Annotated in this window: 16 protein-coding genes and 1 pseudogene; 4 read left to right on the top strand and 13 right to left on the bottom strand. The window is 73.4% G+C overall.

Annotated features, from left to right (window positions below; genetic code table 11):
* Positions 1 to 228: 228 nt before the first annotated feature.
* The 4 genes from O7626_RS01920 to O7626_RS01905 are packed head-to-tail and all read right to left on the bottom strand — an operon-like array spanning position 229 to position 3,759.
* The gene (locus O7626_RS01920) at positions 229 to 1,032 is read right to left on the bottom strand and encodes a CbiX/SirB N-terminal domain-containing protein (protein WP_278058623.1); all 804 of its coding nucleotides are present in this window, start codon (positions 1,030 to 1,032) and stop codon (positions 229 to 231) included.
* A complete protein-coding gene (locus O7626_RS01915; RefSeq protein ID WP_278058621.1) occupies positions 1,014 to 1,775 on the bottom strand; it encodes a phosphoadenylyl-sulfate reductase in 762 nt (253 codons plus the stop codon). Before O7626_RS01915 ends, O7626_RS01920 begins: the two co-directional genes overlap by 19 nt.
* Complete coding sequence (locus O7626_RS01910; RefSeq protein WP_278066525.1) at positions 1,772 to 1,969, bottom strand: hypothetical protein; 198 nt, start codon at positions 1,967 to 1,969, stop codon at positions 1,772 to 1,774. Before O7626_RS01910 ends, O7626_RS01915 begins: the two co-directional genes overlap by 4 nt.
* Positions 1,966 to 3,759, bottom strand: coding sequence for a nitrite/sulfite reductase (locus O7626_RS01905; protein ID WP_278058619.1), 1,794 nt, complete (start codon positions 3,757 to 3,759; stop codon positions 1,966 to 1,968). The genes O7626_RS01910 and O7626_RS01905 overlap by 4 nt, the downstream gene beginning before the upstream one ends.
* Before the next feature lie 517 nt (positions 3,760 to 4,276).
* Between O7626_RS01905 and O7626_RS01900 the strand changes: the two are divergent.
* Positions 4,277 to 5,641: pseudogene (locus O7626_RS01900) on the top strand (glycosyltransferase family 39 protein); the annotation flags it as partial.
* A gap of 200 nt (positions 5,642 to 5,841) precedes the next feature.
* Here the strand turns inward: O7626_RS01900 and O7626_RS01895 are convergent.
* On the bottom strand, positions 5,842 to 7,362 hold the full coding sequence (locus tag O7626_RS01895) for a PAS domain-containing sensor histidine kinase (RefSeq protein ID WP_278058617.1): 1,521 nt from the start codon (positions 7,360 to 7,362) through the stop codon (positions 5,842 to 5,844).
* Between the two features lie 109 nt (positions 7,363 to 7,471).
* On the bottom strand, positions 7,472 to 8,506 hold the full coding sequence (locus O7626_RS01890) for an SIS domain-containing protein (RefSeq protein ID WP_278066029.1): 1,035 nt from the start codon (positions 8,504 to 8,506) through the stop codon (positions 7,472 to 7,474).
* A 190-nt stretch (positions 8,507 to 8,696) separates the two neighbouring features.
* Here O7626_RS01890 and O7626_RS01885 point away from each other — a divergent pair, with 190 nt between their 5' ends.
* A complete protein-coding gene (locus O7626_RS01885) occupies positions 8,697 to 10,538 on the top strand; it encodes a tetratricopeptide repeat protein (protein WP_278058615.1) in 1,842 nt (613 codons plus the stop codon).
* Between the two features lie 135 nt (positions 10,539 to 10,673).
* On the opposite strand, the gene O7626_RS01880 is transcribed toward O7626_RS01885, so the two are convergent.
* The gene (locus tag O7626_RS01880) at positions 10,674 to 12,254 is read right to left on the bottom strand and encodes an MDR family MFS transporter (RefSeq protein ID WP_278066028.1); all 1,581 of its coding nucleotides are present in this window, start codon (positions 12,252 to 12,254) and stop codon (positions 10,674 to 10,676) included.
* Positions 12,255 to 12,374: 120 nt separating this feature from the next.
* Between O7626_RS01880 and O7626_RS01875 the strand changes: the two genes are divergently transcribed.
* Positions 12,375 to 12,962 (top strand): TetR/AcrR family transcriptional regulator, encoded by a 588-nt coding sequence (locus O7626_RS01875; RefSeq protein WP_278066027.1) that lies wholly within the window; start codon positions 12,375 to 12,377, stop codon positions 12,960 to 12,962.
* Positions 12,963 to 13,012: 50 nt separating this feature from the next.
* On the opposite strand, the gene O7626_RS01870 is transcribed toward O7626_RS01875, so the two are convergent.
* Positions 13,013 to 13,546 carry a GNAT family N-acetyltransferase gene (locus O7626_RS01870; RefSeq protein WP_278058613.1) on the bottom strand — a complete coding sequence of 178 codons (534 nt, stop codon included), beginning with the start codon at positions 13,544 to 13,546 and terminating at the stop codon, positions 13,013 to 13,015.
* Positions 13,547 to 13,610: 64 nt separating this feature from the next.
* Positions 13,611 to 13,826 (bottom strand): biotin/lipoyl-binding carrier protein, encoded by a 216-nt coding sequence (locus O7626_RS01865; RefSeq protein ID WP_278058611.1) that lies wholly within the window; start codon positions 13,824 to 13,826, stop codon positions 13,611 to 13,613.
* Positions 13,827 to 13,932: 106 nt separating this feature from the next.
* Between O7626_RS01865 and O7626_RS01860 the strand changes: the two genes are divergently transcribed.
* Positions 13,933 to 14,079, top strand: a complete 147-nt coding sequence (locus O7626_RS01860) for a hypothetical protein (protein WP_278058609.1) — start codon at positions 13,933 to 13,935, stop codon at positions 14,077 to 14,079.
* Positions 14,080 to 14,234: 155 nt separating this feature from the next.
* Here O7626_RS01860 and rsrA read toward each other — a convergent pair whose 3' ends face one another.
* From rsrA to O7626_RS01840, 4 genes are all read right to left on the bottom strand, one after another.
* Positions 14,235 to 14,519, bottom strand: coding sequence for a mycothiol system anti-sigma-R factor (gene rsrA / locus O7626_RS01855; RefSeq protein ID WP_278058607.1), 285 nt, complete (start codon positions 14,517 to 14,519; stop codon positions 14,235 to 14,237).
* A 4-nt stretch (positions 14,520 to 14,523) separates the two neighbouring features.
* Positions 14,524 to 15,354: a sigma-70 family RNA polymerase sigma factor gene (locus tag O7626_RS01850; protein ID WP_278066026.1), complete on the bottom strand. Its 831-nt coding sequence runs from the start codon at positions 15,352 to 15,354 to the stop codon at positions 14,524 to 14,526.
* 467 nt (positions 15,355 to 15,821) lie between these two features.
* Positions 15,822 to 16,436 (bottom strand): alpha/beta family hydrolase, encoded by a 615-nt coding sequence (locus tag O7626_RS01845; protein WP_278058605.1) that lies wholly within the window; start codon positions 16,434 to 16,436, stop codon positions 15,822 to 15,824.
* 100 nt (positions 16,437 to 16,536) lie between these two features.
* Entirely contained in the window at positions 16,537 to 16,941 is a 405-nt protein-coding gene (locus O7626_RS01840) for a WhiB family transcriptional regulator (RefSeq protein ID WP_101369753.1), read from the bottom strand.
* Positions 16,942 to 17,107: the final 166 nt, after the last annotated feature.

Below are 17,107 nucleotides of genomic sequence, written 5' to 3'. Positions count from 1 at the left end.
TCGACGACAATCCGCTGATCAATTCGTCGCCCGCTAGGCCGGGACGAATTCCCCTCCGCCGGTCGCGATTCCGACCGCGATTCACCACCCGGGCCCGGCCACCGTCGCCGAGCCCGCCTCTCGTGGCGGCGGGGGCCGGCGACGCCGACCCGACAGCGACTACCCAGAGTGGCCGCCGATCATCACACTGTGTCACCGATCGGCCCGGCCGCAGCGCAGCGCCGATCACTACCGAGGGTCACCACTGACTGCCGCGTCGACCCGCCCGAGGACCAGCCGAACCAGTTCCGGCGCATCGCCCAGCGGGTCGGCCAGGGCCACCGCGCCGGCCTCCCGGGCCGACTCCAGAGCCGTCTCGCAGAGCCGGCCGGGAGCCAGGAAGTAGGTGGCCACCGCCACCCGCCGGGCGCCGGCCGCCCGGAGCGCACCGACCGCCGCACCGGCCGTCGGCGGGGCCGCTGAGGCGTACCCGACCCGGGTCGGCAGGCCCGCCGTCCGGCCGAGCGCCTCGGCCACCCGTACGACGGTGTCCCGCGCGGCAGCGTCCCGGGTGCCGGCCGCGGCCAACACCAGCCCGTCGACGCCGCCGTCTGCCGGAGTGGCCGCCCCGACCGCCTCGGCGAGCCGGCGCAGCAGCCCGGCCAGCAGCCGTGGATCGACCACCCCCGCCGTCGGACCGAGCACCTCGGCACTTCGCACCGGAATGCGCAGCCCCGCCTCCCGGGCCGCCGCCACCGCACCGGGAATGTCGACCCGACCGTGGTACGCGGCGGTCAGCAGCAACGGCACCAGTACGGCCGACCGGTGCCCGGCCGCCTCCAGTTCGGCCAGTACGGCGCCGGGCCGGGGCGGGCCGTGGTCGAGATAGCTCGCCCGAACCGGCAGCCCCGGCCGGGCCGCCGCCACGGCCCGGGTCAGCGCCTCGGTGGCCCGGGCCGCCCGGGGATCGCCGCTGCCGTGCGCCACCAACAGCACCGGAGCCGGCCGACCGTCCCCGGCTCCGACCTCGTCGGTCACACGTGCAGGCCGCACTCGGTCTTCTCGAACATGGCCCAGCGACCGGCCCTGGCGTCCTCGCCCGCCTTGGTCCGGCGGGTGCACGGCCAGCAGCCGATCGAGGTGTAGCCCTGCCGGAACAACTCGTTGACCGGCACCGTCCACCGGGAGATGTAGGCGTCCACCTCGGCCTGGGTCCACGCCGCGATCGGGTTCACCTTGACCTTGCCGCGCCGGGCGTCGAAGCCGACCACCGGAGTGTTGGCCCGGGTCGGCGACTCGTCCCGGCGCAGCCCGGCCGCCCAGGCGTCGTACTCGGCCAGGGCCCGCTCCAGCGGCTCCACCTTGCGCAGCGCGCAGCACTCGTCGGGCGCCCGGGAGAAGAGCCGGGGACCGTACTCGCCGTCCTGCTGGCCGACGGTCTGCCGGGCCCGGATGGTACGCACGTTCACCGGCAGGGTGCGGGCCACGATGTCGCGTACCCGCAGGGTCTCCGGGAAGTGCAGTCCGGTGTCCAGGAAGACCACGTCCACCCCAGGCACCACCCGGGAGACGACGTGCGCGAGTACGGCGTCCGCCATCGAGCTGGTCAGGCAGAACCGGTCGCCGAACTCGTCCGCCGCCCAGCGGACGATCTCGCGGGCCGGTGCGCCCTCCAGTTCGCGGTTGGCCTTCTCGGCCACCGCCCGCAACTCCTCCGGGTCCCGACGGGACGGGCTGGCCGGCACGACGGGACCGAGCTTGACCAACCCGAGGTTGGCCGCGGCGACCGGACTCATGGTTGCCCTCCTTCGAACGCGGCGGGGACTGTCGACTCGAACGCGGTGGGGGCGAGCAGGCCGGTGAACTTCACCGTGAAGACCCGGGCACAGGCCCGGCACTCCCAGGCACCGTGCGACGCCTCGTTGGGCCGCAGGTCCTCCTCGCCGCAGTACGGGCAGTACATCGGTGCGGCTCGGGTCTCACCGCTCATCGCAGTTCCTCCTCGTCGACTCGCACGACCCAGTTCGCGAAGCTCTCGCCCTCGGTGCGACCGTCCAGGTAGCGGCGGGTGAGCCGCTCGACGTACTCGGGAAGCTCCGCGGCGGTGGTCTTCAGGCCGCGCAGCTTGCGGCCGAATCCGGCGGACTGGCCCTGGGCCATCCCGAGGCCGCCGCCGAGGTGCACCTGGAAGCCCTCGACCTGGCGCCCGTCCGGCCCGACCACGAGCTGCCCCTTGAGGCCGATGTCGGCGGTCTGGGTCCGGGCGCAGGCGTTGGGGCAGCCGTTCAGGTGGATGCTCAGCCCTTCGCCGAGGTCGGCCCCGGCGAGCCGCTCCTCCAGCCGGGCGACCAGTTCCTGGCCCCGGGCCTTGGTCTCGACGATGGCGAGCTTGCAGTATTCGAGGCCGGTGCAGGCCATGGTGTCCCGCCGCCACACCGAGGGGAACGCCTCCAGGCCGATCCGGCGCAGCGCCGTCACCAGCGAGTCGGTCCGCTCGGCCGGCACGTCCAGGACCAGCAGTTTCTGGTACGGCGTGAGGCTGACCCGACCGCTGCCGTGCTCGGCGGCGGCGTCGGCCAGCTCGGCGAGCTGGCTGCCGGAGATCCGGCCCACCACCGGGGCGGCCCCGACGTAGTGCCGCCCGTCCCGCTGCCGGTGCACCCCGATGTGGTCGATCGGCTTGGCCGGCAGCTCCGGCGCCGGCCCGTCGAGCAGGCCCCGGCCCAGGTATTCCTTCTCCAGCACCTCGCGGAACTTCGCCACGCCCCAGTCGGCGACCAGGAACTTGAGCCGGGCGCGGTGCCGCAGCCGGCGGTAGCCGTAGTCCCGGAAGATCCCGACCACGCCAGCCCAGACGTCCGGCACCTCGGAAAGCGGCACCCAGACGCCGAGCCGCTGCGCCAGCATCGGGTTGGTGCTCAGCCCGCCACCGACCCAGAGGTCGAAACCGGGGCCGTGCTCCGGGTGCTCGACGCCGAGGAAGGAGATGTCGTTCACCTCGTACGGCGTGTCGACCAGCCAGGAGATCGACGACTTGAACTTGCGCGGCAGGTTGGAGTACTGCGGGTCGCCGACGTAGCGCCGGACGATCTCGTCGATCGCCGGGGTGGGGTCGAGCACCTCCGCCTCGGCGATCCCGGCGACCGGGCTGCCCAGCACCACCCGGGGGCAGTCGCCGCACGCCTCGGTGGTCTGCAGGCCGACCGCATCCAGCCGGCGCCAGATCTCCGGCATGTCCTCCACCCGGATCCAGTGCAGCTGGATGTTCTGCCGGTCGGTGATGTCGGCGGTGTCCCGGGCGTACGTCTGCGAGATGTCGGCGATCGTGCGCAGCTGCTCCAGGCTGAGCTGGCCGCCGTCGATCCGCACCCGGAGCATGAAGTACTCGTCTTCCAGCTCGTGCGGCTCCAGTACGGCGGTCCGCCCGCCGTCGATGCCGGCCTTGCGCTGGGTGTAGAGCCCCCACCAGCGGAATCGCCCGCGCAGGTCCTGCGGGTCGATCGAGGCGAAGCCCCGGTGCGCGTAGATGTTCTCGATCCGGGCCCGTACGTTGAGCGGGTTGTCGTCCTTCTTGGTCCGCTCGTTGGGGTTGAGTGGCTCCCGGTGCCCGAGTGCCCACTGCCCCTCGCCGCGCGGCCGACGAGCCGGTCGGGCCGCCCGAGCACTGCCGCCGCCGGGTGCCGCGCTGCCGCCGGATGCCGCGCTGCCGCCCGCTGGTGCGTTGCCGACAGCGGGTGCAGTGGTGGTGGCGGGCCGGGCCGGGGTGTCACTGACCGCCATCGCGGCGTCCTCCGTAGTTTCGTGTGACCAGGTGGACGCGCAGCGCGACGACCTCGGCCACAGTGGGCCGGAAGCGACGGTGCCGGAAGGGGCCGGCGCGCTGGGCGCCCGGGACGGAAAGGTCCAGGCGGCGTCAGTGGGCCGGACAGATCGCGCTGCGCACGCGGCCGTAGTCCACGTGGCGGCGGGAGGTGAATCCCGGCCTCGCGAAGCGGCGCACTGCGGCGGTCATACCCGTCATGCTGCCACATCAGTACCGGCCGGACCACCACCCGCGACCTTCGATCCCGCCTGGCGGACCCGCTGTGGCGGGCTTCACGCTACGATTTCGGACATTGGAACGAAAGCGACAAATGGTGGCCCGTCGGCCACAACTCGGCGAATCGTCCTGGCCGCCGGCCGGCGGATCGTCCTGCCGGCCCGGCGGATCGTCCTGCCGGCCCCGTTCCGCCAGCGGGCGACCTGGCTCTGGCCCGGCCTGGCCACCCTGCTCGGCACCGCCGTCCAGCTCGACCGGGCCCCACTCTGGCGCGACGAGCTGGCGACCTGGAGCGCCGCCACCCGCCCGTTCGGCGACCTCCTCCGGCTGGTCGGCACCGTCGACGCGGTGAGCGCCCCCTACTACCTGCTGATGCACGGCTGGGTCGCGGTCGCCGGGGACTCCGTCGTCGCACTGCGGCTGCCGTCTACGCTGGCCATGGCAGGTGCCGCCGCGCTGACCGCCGTACTCGGCGCCCGGCTCTTCGGCCGCCGCGCCGGGCTGCTCGGCGGACTGCTCTTCGCACTGCTGCCGAGCACCTCCCGGTACGGCCAGGAGGCCCGGCCGTACGCCCTGGTCACCCTGCTCGCGGTGCTGGCCACCCTGCTGCTGTGCCGGGCACTGGACCGGTCCCCGGGCCGTTCATCGCCGCATCCAGCCGCGACGTGGCCGCGCTGGGCCGGCTACGCGGCGGCGCTGGCCGGGGTGGGCCTGGCCAACCTCTTCGCGCTCAGCCTGGCCGCCGGGCACGCGTTCGCCGCCCTCGGCGACCGACGGGCCGGGGTACGGCCGCGCTGGGCGGTCTCGGTCGGCGTTGCGGTGCTGGTGCTGGCGCCGCTCGCCGTGCTCGGCCGCAGCCAGCAGGGCCGGCAGCTCGACTGGGTCGGCCGGCCCGGCGCCGGGGACCTGCTCGGGCTGCCCGGCAGCATCGTCCAGGCCGGAGTGGTCGGCGGGCTGCTGTTCGGGCTGGCCGCCGTCGGGGTCGCCGCCCGGGGCCGCCTGGGCGTACTGCTCGGGTTGACCGTACTGCTGCCGGCGCTGCTGCTCTTCGTCGCCGGGCGGGTCACGCCGCTCTTCGTACCCCGTTACCTGGTCTTCGTGCTGCCGTTCGCCGCCGTGCTGGCCGGCGCGGCCCTGGCCCCGCTCCGGCTGTCCGCCGGGCTGGCGATCGTGCTCGCCGCCGGGCTGCTCGGCGCACCCGAGCAGGCCGCCCTGCGCCGCACCCACGAGTCCCCGCGCAGCGCCCCGGTCGACTACCCGGCGGCGGTACGCGTCATCGCCGCACACCAACGACCGGGCGACGGCATCGTCTACTCCCCCCGGGACGGCTGGGCGTTCCTCGACCTCGCCACCGCCTACTACCTGCGCACCGACCGCCCCCGGGACGTGCTCCTCGTCTCCGGCCAGGCCCGCCGGGCCGACTTCTGGGCCACCGAGTGCCCCCGTCCCGAGCCCTGTCTGGCCACGACGGATCGGCTCTGGCTGCTGGTCCGGGGCGAACACTCCGATCCACTCGCCCACCTGCCCGAGAACCGGGCGGCCCCGCTACACGCCCGCTTCCGCCCCACCCGGACCTGGACAGTCCCCGGCCTCACCGTCACCCTCCTGACCCACCCCTCCTGACCCACCCGCCGCCCCGATCCCCGCCCCGCCCTGCTGGGCAAGATCGCACTAGTTCCGGGAAAGAGTGGCCTCGGTCCCGGCGGAGGGAACTCTTACCGGGAAAGAGCATGATTACCGGGAAAGAGCACGATCTTGCCCGGCAGCAAGCGAGCGAGGGCGCAACGGGGAAGGCGGGGCGAGGGCGGGGAGGGGACGGGGGCTCAGCGGGCCAGTGGGACCACGAGCAGGGCCTCGGTGCCGGTGTCCGCGCGGTTGCGCAGTTCGATGGTGCCGCGCAGTTCGCCGGTGGCCAGGGCCCGGACGATCTGGAGGCCGAGCCGGCTGCCCTGGTCGGCGTCGAAGTCCGCCGGCAGGCCCCGGCCGTTGTCGGCGACCGTGACGTGCAGCTGCTTGCGGAACCGGTGCGCCGAGACGACCACCTCGGCCGGTTCGGCCGGCGGCGGCACCGGCTCGCCCTCGGCCGGCTCCGGGAAGGCGTGCTCGACGGCGTTGAGCAGCAGCTCGTTCACCACGATCACCAGCGAGGTGGCGATCTCCGCCGGCAGTACCCCGAAGCTGCCCTGCCGGCGTACCCGGACCGGGACCTCGGTCGCGGCGACCTCGGCGGCGGCCACCGCCACCCGGTCCACGATGCCGTCGAACTCGACCGCCTCGTCGCTGGACATCGAGAGGGTCTCGTGCACGAGCGCGATCGAGGCGACCCGGCGTACCGACTCCTCGAGGGCGGCGCGGGCGGCCGGGATGCCGACCCGGCGGGCCTGGAGCCGGAGCAGCGCGGCGACGGTCTGCAGGTTGTTCTTCACCCGGTGGTGGATCTCCCGGATGGTGGCGTCCTTGGTGATCAGGGCCCGATCCCGGCGGCGTACCTCGGTCATGTCCCGGACCAGCACCAGCGCGCCGATCGGCACCCCGGCCGGCATCAGCGGCAGGGCCCGGGTCAGCACGGTGGCGCCCCGGGCCTCGATCTCGCGGCGCGGCGGTGCCTCACCGCGCAGCGCGGCGAGTACCCGGTTCGACGCCTCGGTGCCCTCCAGCGGGTCGGCGGCCAGTCGGCCGTTCAGCGCCGCCAGGTCCTCGCCGACCAGGTGCGAGGCGAACCCGAGCCGCCGGTACGCCGACTGCGCGTTCGGGCTGGCGTAGGTGACCTTGCCGTTGGCGTCCAGCCGGACCAGCCCGTCGCCGACCCGGGGTGCCGTGGTGGTCTCGCCGGGGTGGCGTACCGGCGGGAACGTCCCGTCGGAGAGCATCTGGGCCAGGTCGTCGGCGGTGGTCAGATAGTTCAGTTCGAGCTGGCTCGGGGTGCGCGCCGTGGAGAGGTTGGTGTCCCGCCCCACCACGGCGATCACCTCGCCCGCCTCCCCGTCGCTGGAGCGCAGCCGGACCGGGATCGCCTCGTGCCGGGCCGGGGTGTCGCCGTACCAGACCGGGTCGCCCTCCCGCCAGATCCGGCCCTGGCTGTACGCGATCGCCAGGTGCGCCACCTCGGGCCCGCCGACGATCCGCCCCACCTGGTCGTCCTGGTACGCGGTCGGCGCGGTGGTCGGGCGTACCTGGGCGACGCAGACGAAGCCGTCGGTGTCGTTTACCGGCACCCAGAGCAGCAGGTCGGCGAAGGAGAGGTCGGAGAGGAGTTGCCAGTCGCCGGCCACCCGGTGCAGGTGGTCGATGTCGACCGGACGCAGACGGGTGTGCTCCTCGGCGAGATCGCGCAGCGTGGACACCGGGCAAGCCTGCCACGACCACGCCCGGGGCGGGGTGCAAGGAAGGGCCCCTTGTTATCGCATTCTGTTGTAGAAGGGCCCCCGCCTTACAGGCAGACGCCGGCGCGGGCTACAGGGTGGAGGTCACCTTGTGCAGGCCGCGCGGGGCGTCCGGGTCCTCGCCGCGGGCCAGTGCGAGGGCGAGGGCGAGCCGCTGCATCGGCAGGATGTCCAGCAGCGGGGCGTACCGCTCGTCCACCTCCGGCACCGCCAGCCGGGCGGCGGCCCCGGCGACCTCGGCCGACCCGACCACGACCAGGTCGGCGCCGCGCTCGCCGACCTTGGCGACCACCTCCCGCATGGCGGCACCGCCGGCACCGCCGCCGACGACGGCCAGCACGGGTACGTCCGGGTCGGTCATCGCCAGCGGGCCGTGCAGCAGGTCGGCGCCGGAGAAGGCGAGTGCCGGCAGGTAGGAGGTCTCCATCAGCTTGAGCGCGGCTTCCCGGGCGGTCGGGTACGCGTAGCCCCGGCCGGTGGTGACCATCCGGTCGGCGAAGCGGTAGCGGGCGGCCAGCTGCTCCGGCGCCGGGCCGGCGAGGGTCTGCGCGGCCAGCTCCGGCAGTGCCGCCAGGCTGGCGCGTTCCTCGGCGGGGATCGCGCCGTCGCCGGCCCGGATCCCCTCGACCAGCATCAGCAGGGCGAGCAGTTCGGCGGTGTACGTCTTGGTCGCGGCAACCGCCCGCTCGTGCCCGGCGGCCACGTCGATCGCGAGTTCGGCGGCACCGGTCAGCGGCGAGTCGGGGGCGTTGGTTACCGCCAGGGTGAGCGCGCCGGCGGACCGGGCCACCCGGAGCACCTCGGTGAGGTCCGGTGACCCGCCGCTCTGGCTCACCCCGACGACGAGGGCCTGGGAGAGGTCTGGGCGGGCGCCGAAGACGGTGATGGTGCTCGGCGAGGCGAGCCCGGCCGGCAGCCCGAGTCGGATCTCGGTCAGATAGGCGGCGTAGAGCGCGGCGTGGTCCGAGGTGCCCCGGGCTGTGAAGACGACGTGCTTCGGGCGGCGTTCCGCGATCACGGTCGCCACCTGCGCGATCGCCGCCGTCGAGGCTGGTTCCAGCAGTCGCGCGAAGCCCTCCGGCTGCTCGGCGATGTCCGCCGCCATGCCGGCTCCCGGTTGCGCCACGATGACCTCCTCATGCGCGATTCCCGCGCGTTCTGTGCTCAGCTTTGCACGATTGGACGCGTCTAAGCAATCTAACGAGCAGCTTTGCGCAGTAGATCACCACCCGCCGCCACCATGCCCTAGGCTCCCCAACCCAGGGGAAATTCCACGTACGTGAAGGGTCGACTCGGTGCCCGAGGGAACGGACGACCCCCGGCTCTCGGCCGAGGGGGAACTCGCGCTGGCCCGGCTGGCGCTGGACGAGGGAGATCTCCGGCACGCCGCCGGGCACCTGGCCGGGGCGATCGCGTACGCCCCGACCATGCCCGAGGTGCACGAGGCGCTCGCCCAGCTCGCCGCCCGGTCCGGTGGCGGGGTGGACCTCTTCCCGCTCGACCAGCACCCGTTCATCGGTACCGTGGTGGCCCGCGCGCACCTGCTCGCCGCCGCCGGACGCCCCGGCGACGGGCTGGAACTGCTGGCCGCCGCCACCGGGCACGTCCCGTCGGCTGACTGGGCCGGTGTGCCCTGGGTGAGCGCCCCCGAACTCCCCGGCAATCTCGACCCGGACCGGATCGCCCGGGTGTTGATGCAGGTCTGCGCCGGCATCCCCGACCCGGTGCCGGAGCCCGCCCGCGAACCGCTCTGGCCCTACCTGCGGCTGGCCCGGCACGCGGTGGCGGCGCATCCCCGGCACGGCCTGCTGCTCGGCGCGGCGTCCGCGCTGGCCCGCCGGGTCGGCGCGGTCGGCCAGGCCGTCGAGTGGGCCGGTCAGGGCGCCCGGGAACTGCCGTCGAAGCTCTCCGAGGTGTGGCTCGGCTACGCCTACCGCAGCGCCGGACGGACCGGCGAGGCGCTCGCCGCGCTGCGCCGGGCCGTCGACCACGACCCCGACGACCTCTCGGTGTACGCCGACATCGCCGGCACCCTCGCCGACCACGGCCGCCTCGACGAGGCACTGGAGTGGATCGACCGGGCACTGGCCCGCGACCCCTCCTTCGACTGCGCGGTGCACACCGGGCACCGGCTGCGTTACCGCCGCGACGGCGACCTGGGCCACCTGGTCGCGCTGGCCGACTTCCAGCGCGACCATCCGGACGACTCGCACGAGCACAGCGACCTCGCCGAGTGCTGCCAGAGCCAGCCGTGGCTGGGCCGGGTGCCGCCGGCCACCGAGCTGGTGGCGACGGCGGTGCGGCAGCGGCTGGCCACCGGCGACCCGGCCGACGGGGTACGGCTGTCGCTGGCCGGGCTGGAGCCGCCGAGTGCGATGCGGGCCCTGCACCACACCGCCCCGGCCCTGGACGTCGCGGTCGCCGCCACCCCGGAACCGGATCCCCGCGAGCCGCGCCGGCCGGTCGGGCACCAGCTCTGGCGGTACTCCGGGATCACCGCCGTACCGGCCGTGCCGCCGCCGGCCGACGCGGCGGTACGCCGGATCCAGCAGTTGGCGCACCCCGCCTGGCCGCACCCGCCGGCCGCCTACGACGCGGCGGTCGGGTTGGCCACCCTCGAACTCGACGACCTGCTCGGCCTGCTGGTCCATCCGCCGGCCCCGCCGCAGACCGAGCTGGGCCGCACGCTGGGCCGGCACGACCCGACGCTCTGGGTGCGCTGTGTCCAGGTCTGGGCCTGCCTCGGGCTGCTGCACCACCGCACCGACGAGCCGTGGCCGGACTCGACCCGGCGCCGGGTACTCCTCGACCTGGTCTGGGGTGTGGAGGACTGGATCACCGAGGCGGCCCTGTTCGCCCTGGTCACCGCCGCCTGGGTGGACCCGTCGGTGCGCGCCGAGGTGGCCCGGCTGATCGCCGAGCGGCTCGGCGACGCGGTCGAGGTGGCCCAGCGGCGGCCGGTCAGCATGCTGCGGTCGCTGGCCCACCTGGTGCTGGCCACCCCGTCCGCCGAGCCGGCCGCGCTGGACACCGCCCGGCTGCTGCTCACCCGGGACGGCACCGCGGTGGCACCCCGGCAACGCCGGTTCGGCCGGCTGCTGGACCGGATGTGGCGACGCCTCACCCGGCAGGACTGAGCCGGGTGACACCCGGCAGGACTGGGCCGGTGGCGGGATGGCTGGGCGGGTGTGCCCGGCGGCTCTGGTCGGGTACGCGACGGCGCCGCCCCCAGGTGGAAGGCGGCGCCGTGCGGGTGGTCAGCGTGCGGGTGGTCAGCGCACGGGTGGTCGGGCCAGGGCGATCTCTGCCTGCTCCTCGGGCGTCTCGGCCGCCTCCGTGGCGGCCGGGCCGCCGCGCAGCGGGATCTCCTTGACGAACCAGGCCAGCACCGCGACGACCAGTGCGAACGGCACCGCCCAGACGAAGACCGTCCCGATCGCGTCGGCGAGTCCGCCGAGTACCGCGTGCTGCTGTTCCGGCGGCAGTGCCCGCAGCGTCGCCGGGTCGACCCCGGCGCCCTCGCCACCGCCGGCGATCATCGGCCCGGCGGCCGAGTCGGCCAGCCGGTTCGCGAAGACCGCGCCGAAGAGCGAGATGCCGAACGAGCCGCCGATCGACCGGAAGAAGGTGGCGGCACCGCTCGCCGCACCGAGGTCCTTCTGCTCGACGCTGTTCTGCGCGATCAGCATCGAGGTCTGCATCAGAAAGCCCATCCCGACGCCGAGCACGATCATGTAGAGCGAGGACTCCAGCTTGCCGGTGTCGACGTCGAGCATGGCCAGCAGCGCCATGCCGGCGGTCATCACGATCCCGCCGACGATCGGGAAGGCCCGGTAGCGGCCGGTCCTGGTGATCGCTCGGCCGACCACGATCGACACCACGAGCATGCCGAACATCAGCGGCAGCAGCAGCAGGCCGCTGTTGGTGGCGGAGGCGCCCTGCACGGTCTGCTGGTAGAGCGGCAGGAAGTTCATCGCGCCGAACATCGCGAAGCCCAGCAGGAAGCCGATCACGGAGATTACCGCGAAGTTGCGGTTGGCGAAGAGGCTCAACGGCAGGATCGGCTCGGCGACCCGGCGCTCCACCAGGGCGAAGCCGGCCAGCGCGAGTACGGCGAGGGCGGCCAGCCCGAGGATCTGCCCGGAGGTCCAGTCGTACTCGTTGCCGCCCCAGGTGGTGACCAGCACGATCGCGGTGATGCCGACCGAGAGCAGCGCGGCCCCGAGCCAGTCGATCCGGTGCTCGGTGCGGTACTTCGGCAGGTGCATCCGGGTGGCCAGCAGGATCAGCGCCACGCCGCCGAGCGGCAGGTTGACGTAGAACGCCCAGCGCCAGGAGAGGTGGTCGGTGATGAAGCCGCCGACCAGCGGACCGGCCACCATGGCGATGGCCATGATGCCGGCGATCATGCCCTGGTAGCGGCCCCGCTCCCGGGGCGGGACCAGGTCGCCGATGATCGCCATCACGCCGACCATCAGGCCGCCCGCGCCGAGGCCCTGCACCGCGCGGAAGGCGATCAGTTCCGCCATCCCCTCGGCGGGGCCGCCGAGCAGCTGCGACCCGGCCATCCCGCAGAGCGCCGAGCCGAACAGGAACAGCAGGATCGAGGTGAGGAAGATGCTCTTGCGGCCGTACAGGTCGCCGAGCTTGCCCCAGATCGGCGTGGAGACCGTGGAGCCGAGCACGTACGCGGTGACCACCCAGGTGAAGTGGTTGAGCCCGCCGAACTCGCCGACGATTCTCGGCAGCGCGGTGCTGACGATCATGTTGTCGAGCATCGCGAGCATCATCGCGATCATCAGGCCGCCGAGGACGACCCTGATGTTGACTGGTCGTTGCGGCGCTTCCGCCATGGTGGTCATCGGTAGGCTCTCTCCCCCTGCGCGTGGCCCACTTACTTGCCGACCGGCTAGTGAATTCTACTTGCCGTACGGTAAGTTGGGTGCCTGGTGCCCGTCAAGCGATTACGAGAGGTGGTCCGGGTGACCGGCAGCACAGGTGACACACGGTCCCGGATCCAGGCCGTCGCGCTCGAACTCTTCACCGAGCAGGGTTACGAGAAAACCTCGCTACGGGAGATCGCCGAACGGCTGGGCGTGACGAAGGCTGCCCTCTACTACCACTTCAAGAGCAAGGACGACATCGTCGAGAGCTTCGTCGCCGACCGGCTCGACCGGCTCGACCGGCTGATCGAGTGGGCGGCGGAGCAGCCGGCCGACGCCACCGGCCGGCGGGCCACGCTGCGCCGGTACTCCGCGGAGTTCTTCGGCGACGGCGGGCGCAGCGTGATGCAGTTCTTCGAGCAGAACCGGACGGTGGTCAAGCACCACCCCGCCGGCCAGATGATGCGGGACCGGATGCTGCGGGTCGCCGAACTGCTCTCCCGGGCCGATCCGTCACCGGCCGGACAGCTCCGGGCGATGCTGGCGCTCTTCGCCGTACACGGCAGTCTCTTCGCGCTGCGCGGCGAGATCAGCGGCGAGGAACGGCAGGCACTCGCGCTCGATGTCGCCAACGAGTTGCTCGACCGGATCGGCGAGACTCCGGCCGGATCCGGTTAGCCCCCGCCTCCGGGTTGGCCCCCGCCTCCGGGTTGGCCCCGCCGCCCGGCTCAGTGGCCGGGATCGGCCAGCACGGCCGGGGCGGGGTTCAGGTCGAGGCGGAGCGCGTACAGGTCCACCCCGGCGGCCGGGGACCAGTCCCGGTCGGGGGTTCGCACGAAGCCGAACCCGTCGTAGAGCCGGTGCGCCGGGGCGGAAAAGCTGCGGACGCAGATCACCACCCGGGAACAGTGCTGCGCTTCCGCCCGGTCCAGGCAGGCCCGGACCAGCGCCTTGCCGACACCCCGGCCCTGCGCCCGGGGGTCCACCGCCAGCATCCGGAACTCCGCCTCGCCGGCACCGCAGAGTTCGGCGTACGCCGAGCCGGGCAGCACGAACAGCACCGCGCCGAGCGGTTCACCGGTCGCCCTGTCGGCGGCGACCAGCAGTTCACCGGCACCGGCCCGGGCCGGTACGTCGGCGAGAACCTGTTCGTACCCGTGCTCGCCGTCGAGTTGCCCGTCCGCCCGGTACGCCGCCACGGTGAGCCGGGCGATCGCGTCGAAGTCGGCCGGCTCGGCCACCCGGACCAGCAGGTCGGTCATTCCGTTCCCTCGTTCCGTCGGGGTGGTGCCGCGGTCGTTCGTCGCCGGCCCGGTGGTGCCGCGATTACTCGATGACGGCGATCAGGTCGCCGTCCTGCACGACGTCACCCTCGTTGACGCGCAGTTCCCGGAGCACCCCGTCGGACTCGGCCAGCACCGGGATCTCCATCTTCATGGACTCCAGGATCACCAGCGTGTCACCCTCGGACACCGAGTCGCCGGCCGAGGCCACGACCTTCCAGACGTTCGCCACCATCTCGGCGCGGATCTCCTCGGCCATGGGTTTCCCCCTCGTCGTCACCGTTGTCCTGCGAACGACATCCAATCATGCGCAGGCCACGGGCGTGGGCACTGCGCCGGCCGGTCGCCCGGGGACCATGAAAGGATTGCCGGCGCGAGCAGAACGGGCGGCCGGCGACTCCTGCCGGCGCCGCCCCCGGCAGACGGAGGAGGACAGCATGGCGAAGAAGGCACGGAAGAAGAAGGCGCGGAAGAAGAGCTCCGCCAACCACGGCAAGCGCCCCAACTCCTGAGTTCGGCGCCGGGCCCGAGCGGCCGGGCGGGGCACGGGACGGGTCGGCGATCGCGGCAGAGCGCTCGCCACCACCCGGCCCGCCCGGCGATCCGGCCGCCGGCGCCGCGCCCGAGGACGGACGCGGCCGGCGATCTCACCGGCGCGGCCGGCGGCTCAGTCGGGAAGGTACTCCCGGGAGTCGGTCTCGAAGACCAGTTCGGCCAGCCGGACCCGCAGCCGCTCGCGAAGCTCGGCGGGTGCGGTCTCGTTGCCGCAGCAGCGGGCCACCAGGGCCTTGACCTCCTGCTCGATGCCGTACTCGCGCAGGCAGGGCGAGCACTCGTCGAGATGGTTCCGGATCAGGTCGCGCCGCTCGTCCGCGCACTCCAGGTCGAGGTAGAGATACACCTCGGTGAGGACCTCACGGCAGTCGGTCTCGTGCGGGTCACCGCAACTCATTGGCTCACACCTCCCGGCCGGCCGCAGCGGACCTGGTCGACGGGGCGGACGAGAAGCCCCGCTCGGCAGCGTAACGCTCCAGCAGCTTCCGTAGGTTTCGCCGGCCACGGTGCAGCCGGGACATCACGGTGCCGATCGGCGTACCCATGATGTCGGCGACCTCCTTGTAGGAGAACCCCTCGACGTCGGTGAGGTAGACGGCGAGCCGGAACTCCTCCGGGAGCTGCTGCAACGCCTCCTTCACGTCGGTGTCCGGGAGCCGGTCCAGCGCCTCGGTCTCGGCCGAGCGCAGTCCGCTGGAGGTGTGCGACTCCGCCTCGGCGAGCTGCCAGTCGGTGATCTCCTCGGTGGGCGCCTGCACGGGCTGCCGCTGCCGCCGCCGGTAGGAGTTGATGTAGGTGTTGGTCAGGATCCGGTAGAGCCACGCCTTGAGGTTCGTGCCCTCTTCGAACTGGTGGAACGCGGCGAACGCCTTCAGGAACGTCTCCTGGACCAGGTCCTCCGCGTCGGCGGGGTTGCGGGTCATCCGCAGGCCGGCGGCGTACAACTGGTCGACGAAGGGCAGCGCGTCACGTTCGAACCGGGCCCTGCGCTCGTCCGTCTTCTCCGCTGTCAACCGGCCGTCTCCCTCGCCTCGGTACCGAACCGGCGCGGTGACCTTCTTCCCCGTCACCGCAGCGTTATTCGGCTGTCCCGCCGAGGATACGCGGAAAGCGCGCGGCTGCGACTCCGTTCGGAGGGTGCTGGTACCCACTCCGGGCCGGCCCTCCGACGACCGGGTGGGCGGGCCGTTCCGCCGCCGATCCGGTGACCGCGCGCCGCGGTCGTACTCCAGGCTCCGTGTCTCGGTCGACACCGGGCAAACCCCCTTGTGGCTTCACTGGCTTCCGGGAGTTGTAACCGCCGCGCCGGGCGGGGCATTCCGGCACCCCCCATCCCTGGCCCCGCCGTGACCGATCCGAGGCGGACCGTCCACGGCTGGGACCAGGAAGGGCCTGGGAGGATGAAACCGGGCGCCACGTCCGATTCGCGCATCGTCTGTGGCGTCCGGCATCAGTTGGAGCAACGATCACCCTGCTACGACAGAAACGGCCGGGCCGGCGCGGCCTCGGCCCAGCGGCCGGCCCGGCCGGTCAGCCGCCCGGCCACGCTCACGCAGCCCGTCGAGCACGGCGGCTCAGCCCGAGCCCGGCCGCTCAGGCCGCCCAGCCATGCCCGCGGAGCCAGTCGAGCACCAGTTCGGCCGTCGGCCACGCTCACGCAGCCGCGTCGAGCACAGCGGCTCAGCCCGAGCCCGGCCGCTCAGGCCGCCCAGCCATGCCCGCGGAGCCAGTCGAGCACCAGTTCGGCCGTGCCTGCCGGGTCGACGCGCAGGTCGTGCCGTTCGCCGGGCCGCACCTCGACCCGGACGCCCGGCCCCGGGGCCGGTATCCCGAACGGGTCCCGATCACCGTTGAGCACCAGGGTCGGCAGCCCGGTGCGCAGCTCCGCCGCCCGGGACCGCTCCGGCCGGCCCGGCGGATGCAGTGGGAACGCGAGCGCCACCACTGCCGAAGCGCCCACGGTGCCGGCGGTCCGGCAGGCGACCCGGGCACCGCTGGACCGGCCGCCGACGACGAGCGTGCGGGTCGAGGGCCACCGGTCCAGCAGTGCGGTGACGACCGCCACCCACGCCTCGTCGAGCTGCCCGGCCGGAGCGGGCGCCCGCCGCCCGGCCACCCGGTACGGCTGGGTGACCCTGGCCACCGTGACCCCGGCCGCGACCGCCGCCCCGCGCAGCGCCACCAGGTCCGGCGCGTCCACGCTGCCGCCCGCACCGTGCCCGAGCACCAGCAGGGTCGTCGGCTCGGAGCCCGGCAGGTCGACGTCCACCCGGGCTGGGCCGCGTGGAGTGTCGATCTCGTCACCGTGCCGCACGGCGCCACTGTATGGCAACGCCGGTCGGCCGAGCCCGGATCGCCGCCCCACCCGTCCAGGTGACCCGGCGTGACTGCGATCCGGGTACGCCGGTGGACGGTCAGCGGCGGCTCGAACTGAGCGGTACGAGGGTCAGCAGGCGGTCCCGGACCGGCGGCCCGGCGTCGCCGACCGCGTCCGGATCGTGCTCCACCTGGTCCCGCCAGGCCACCAACATCGCCCGGCGTTCACGGGGTGTGGTCGCCCCCCAGACACCGTGGCAGTCGCCCACCTCGAGTGCCCAGGCGAGGCAGGGGCCCTGCACGTCACAGGTCCGGCACAGCGCGACGGCCGAATCGGCCGGCTCGCTGGGCGCCGGGAAAAACGTTTCCGGGTCCACGCTCTGGCACACCCCCCGGGTACGCCAGGCATCGTCCAGGCGCCGCTCGCTCAGAGCCCGAAGCAATCTCGGGTCTCGTCGTGCCGCGGCAACCTCGTGCGGGCGTGGCATCCGCGCCCGTGTCATTCACCCACCTCCCCCGTGGGACCGACGAAGATCGGTGAGTGCCGCTCGCCCGGTGCGAGCCGACACCCACTGTCGGCGCTGTGTTCTATCGCACCAACACGATGCGTGACAAGTGCTCTCAGCAAAGGTGTGGAAAAGTCCCGCCGACGTTCCACCCCGAACGGTG

Origin of the sequence: Micromonospora sp. WMMD1102 (assembly GCF_029626265.1) — a bacterium.
Lineage (GTDB): Bacteria > Actinomycetota > Actinomycetes > Mycobacteriales > Micromonosporaceae > Plantactinospora.
This window is presented reverse-complemented; position numbering and strand designations above follow the sequence as displayed.

What these genes read in the sequence shown, in the direction of transcription:
- O7626_RS01910 (WP_278066525.1), bottom strand. Translation starts at nt 1,969, where the DNA reads ATGAGCGGTGAGACCCGAGCCGCACCGATGTACTGCCCGTACTGCGGC.
- rsrA (WP_278058607.1), bottom strand. Translation starts at nt 14,519, where the DNA reads ATGAGTTGCGGTGACCCGCACGAGACCGACTGCCGTGAGGTCCTCACC.
- O7626_RS01840 (WP_101369753.1), bottom strand. Translation starts at nt 16,941, where the DNA reads ATGACACGGGCGCGGATGCCACGCCCGCACGAGGTTGCCGCGGCACGA.
- O7626_RS01870 (WP_278058613.1), bottom strand. Translation starts at nt 13,546, where the DNA reads ATGACCGACCTGCTGGTCCGGGTGGCCGAGCCGGCCGACTTCGACGCG.
- O7626_RS01880 (WP_278066028.1), bottom strand. Translation starts at nt 12,254, where the DNA reads ATGGCGGAAGCGCCGCAACGACCAGTCAACATCAGGGTCGTCCTCGGC.
- O7626_RS01905 (WP_278058619.1), bottom strand. Translation starts at nt 3,759, where the DNA reads ATGGCGGTCAGTGACACCCCGGCCCGGCCCGCCACCACCACTGCACCC.
- O7626_RS01890 (WP_278066029.1), bottom strand. Translation starts at nt 8,506, where the DNA reads ATGGCGGCGGACATCGCCGAGCAGCCGGAGGGCTTCGCGCGACTGCTG.
- O7626_RS01865 (WP_278058611.1), bottom strand. Translation starts at nt 13,826, where the DNA reads ATGGCCGAGGAGATCCGCGCCGAGATGGTGGCGAACGTCTGGAAGGTC.
- O7626_RS01915 (WP_278058621.1), bottom strand. Translation starts at nt 1,775, where the DNA reads ATGAGTCCGGTCGCCGCGGCCAACCTCGGGTTGGTCAAGCTCGGTCCC.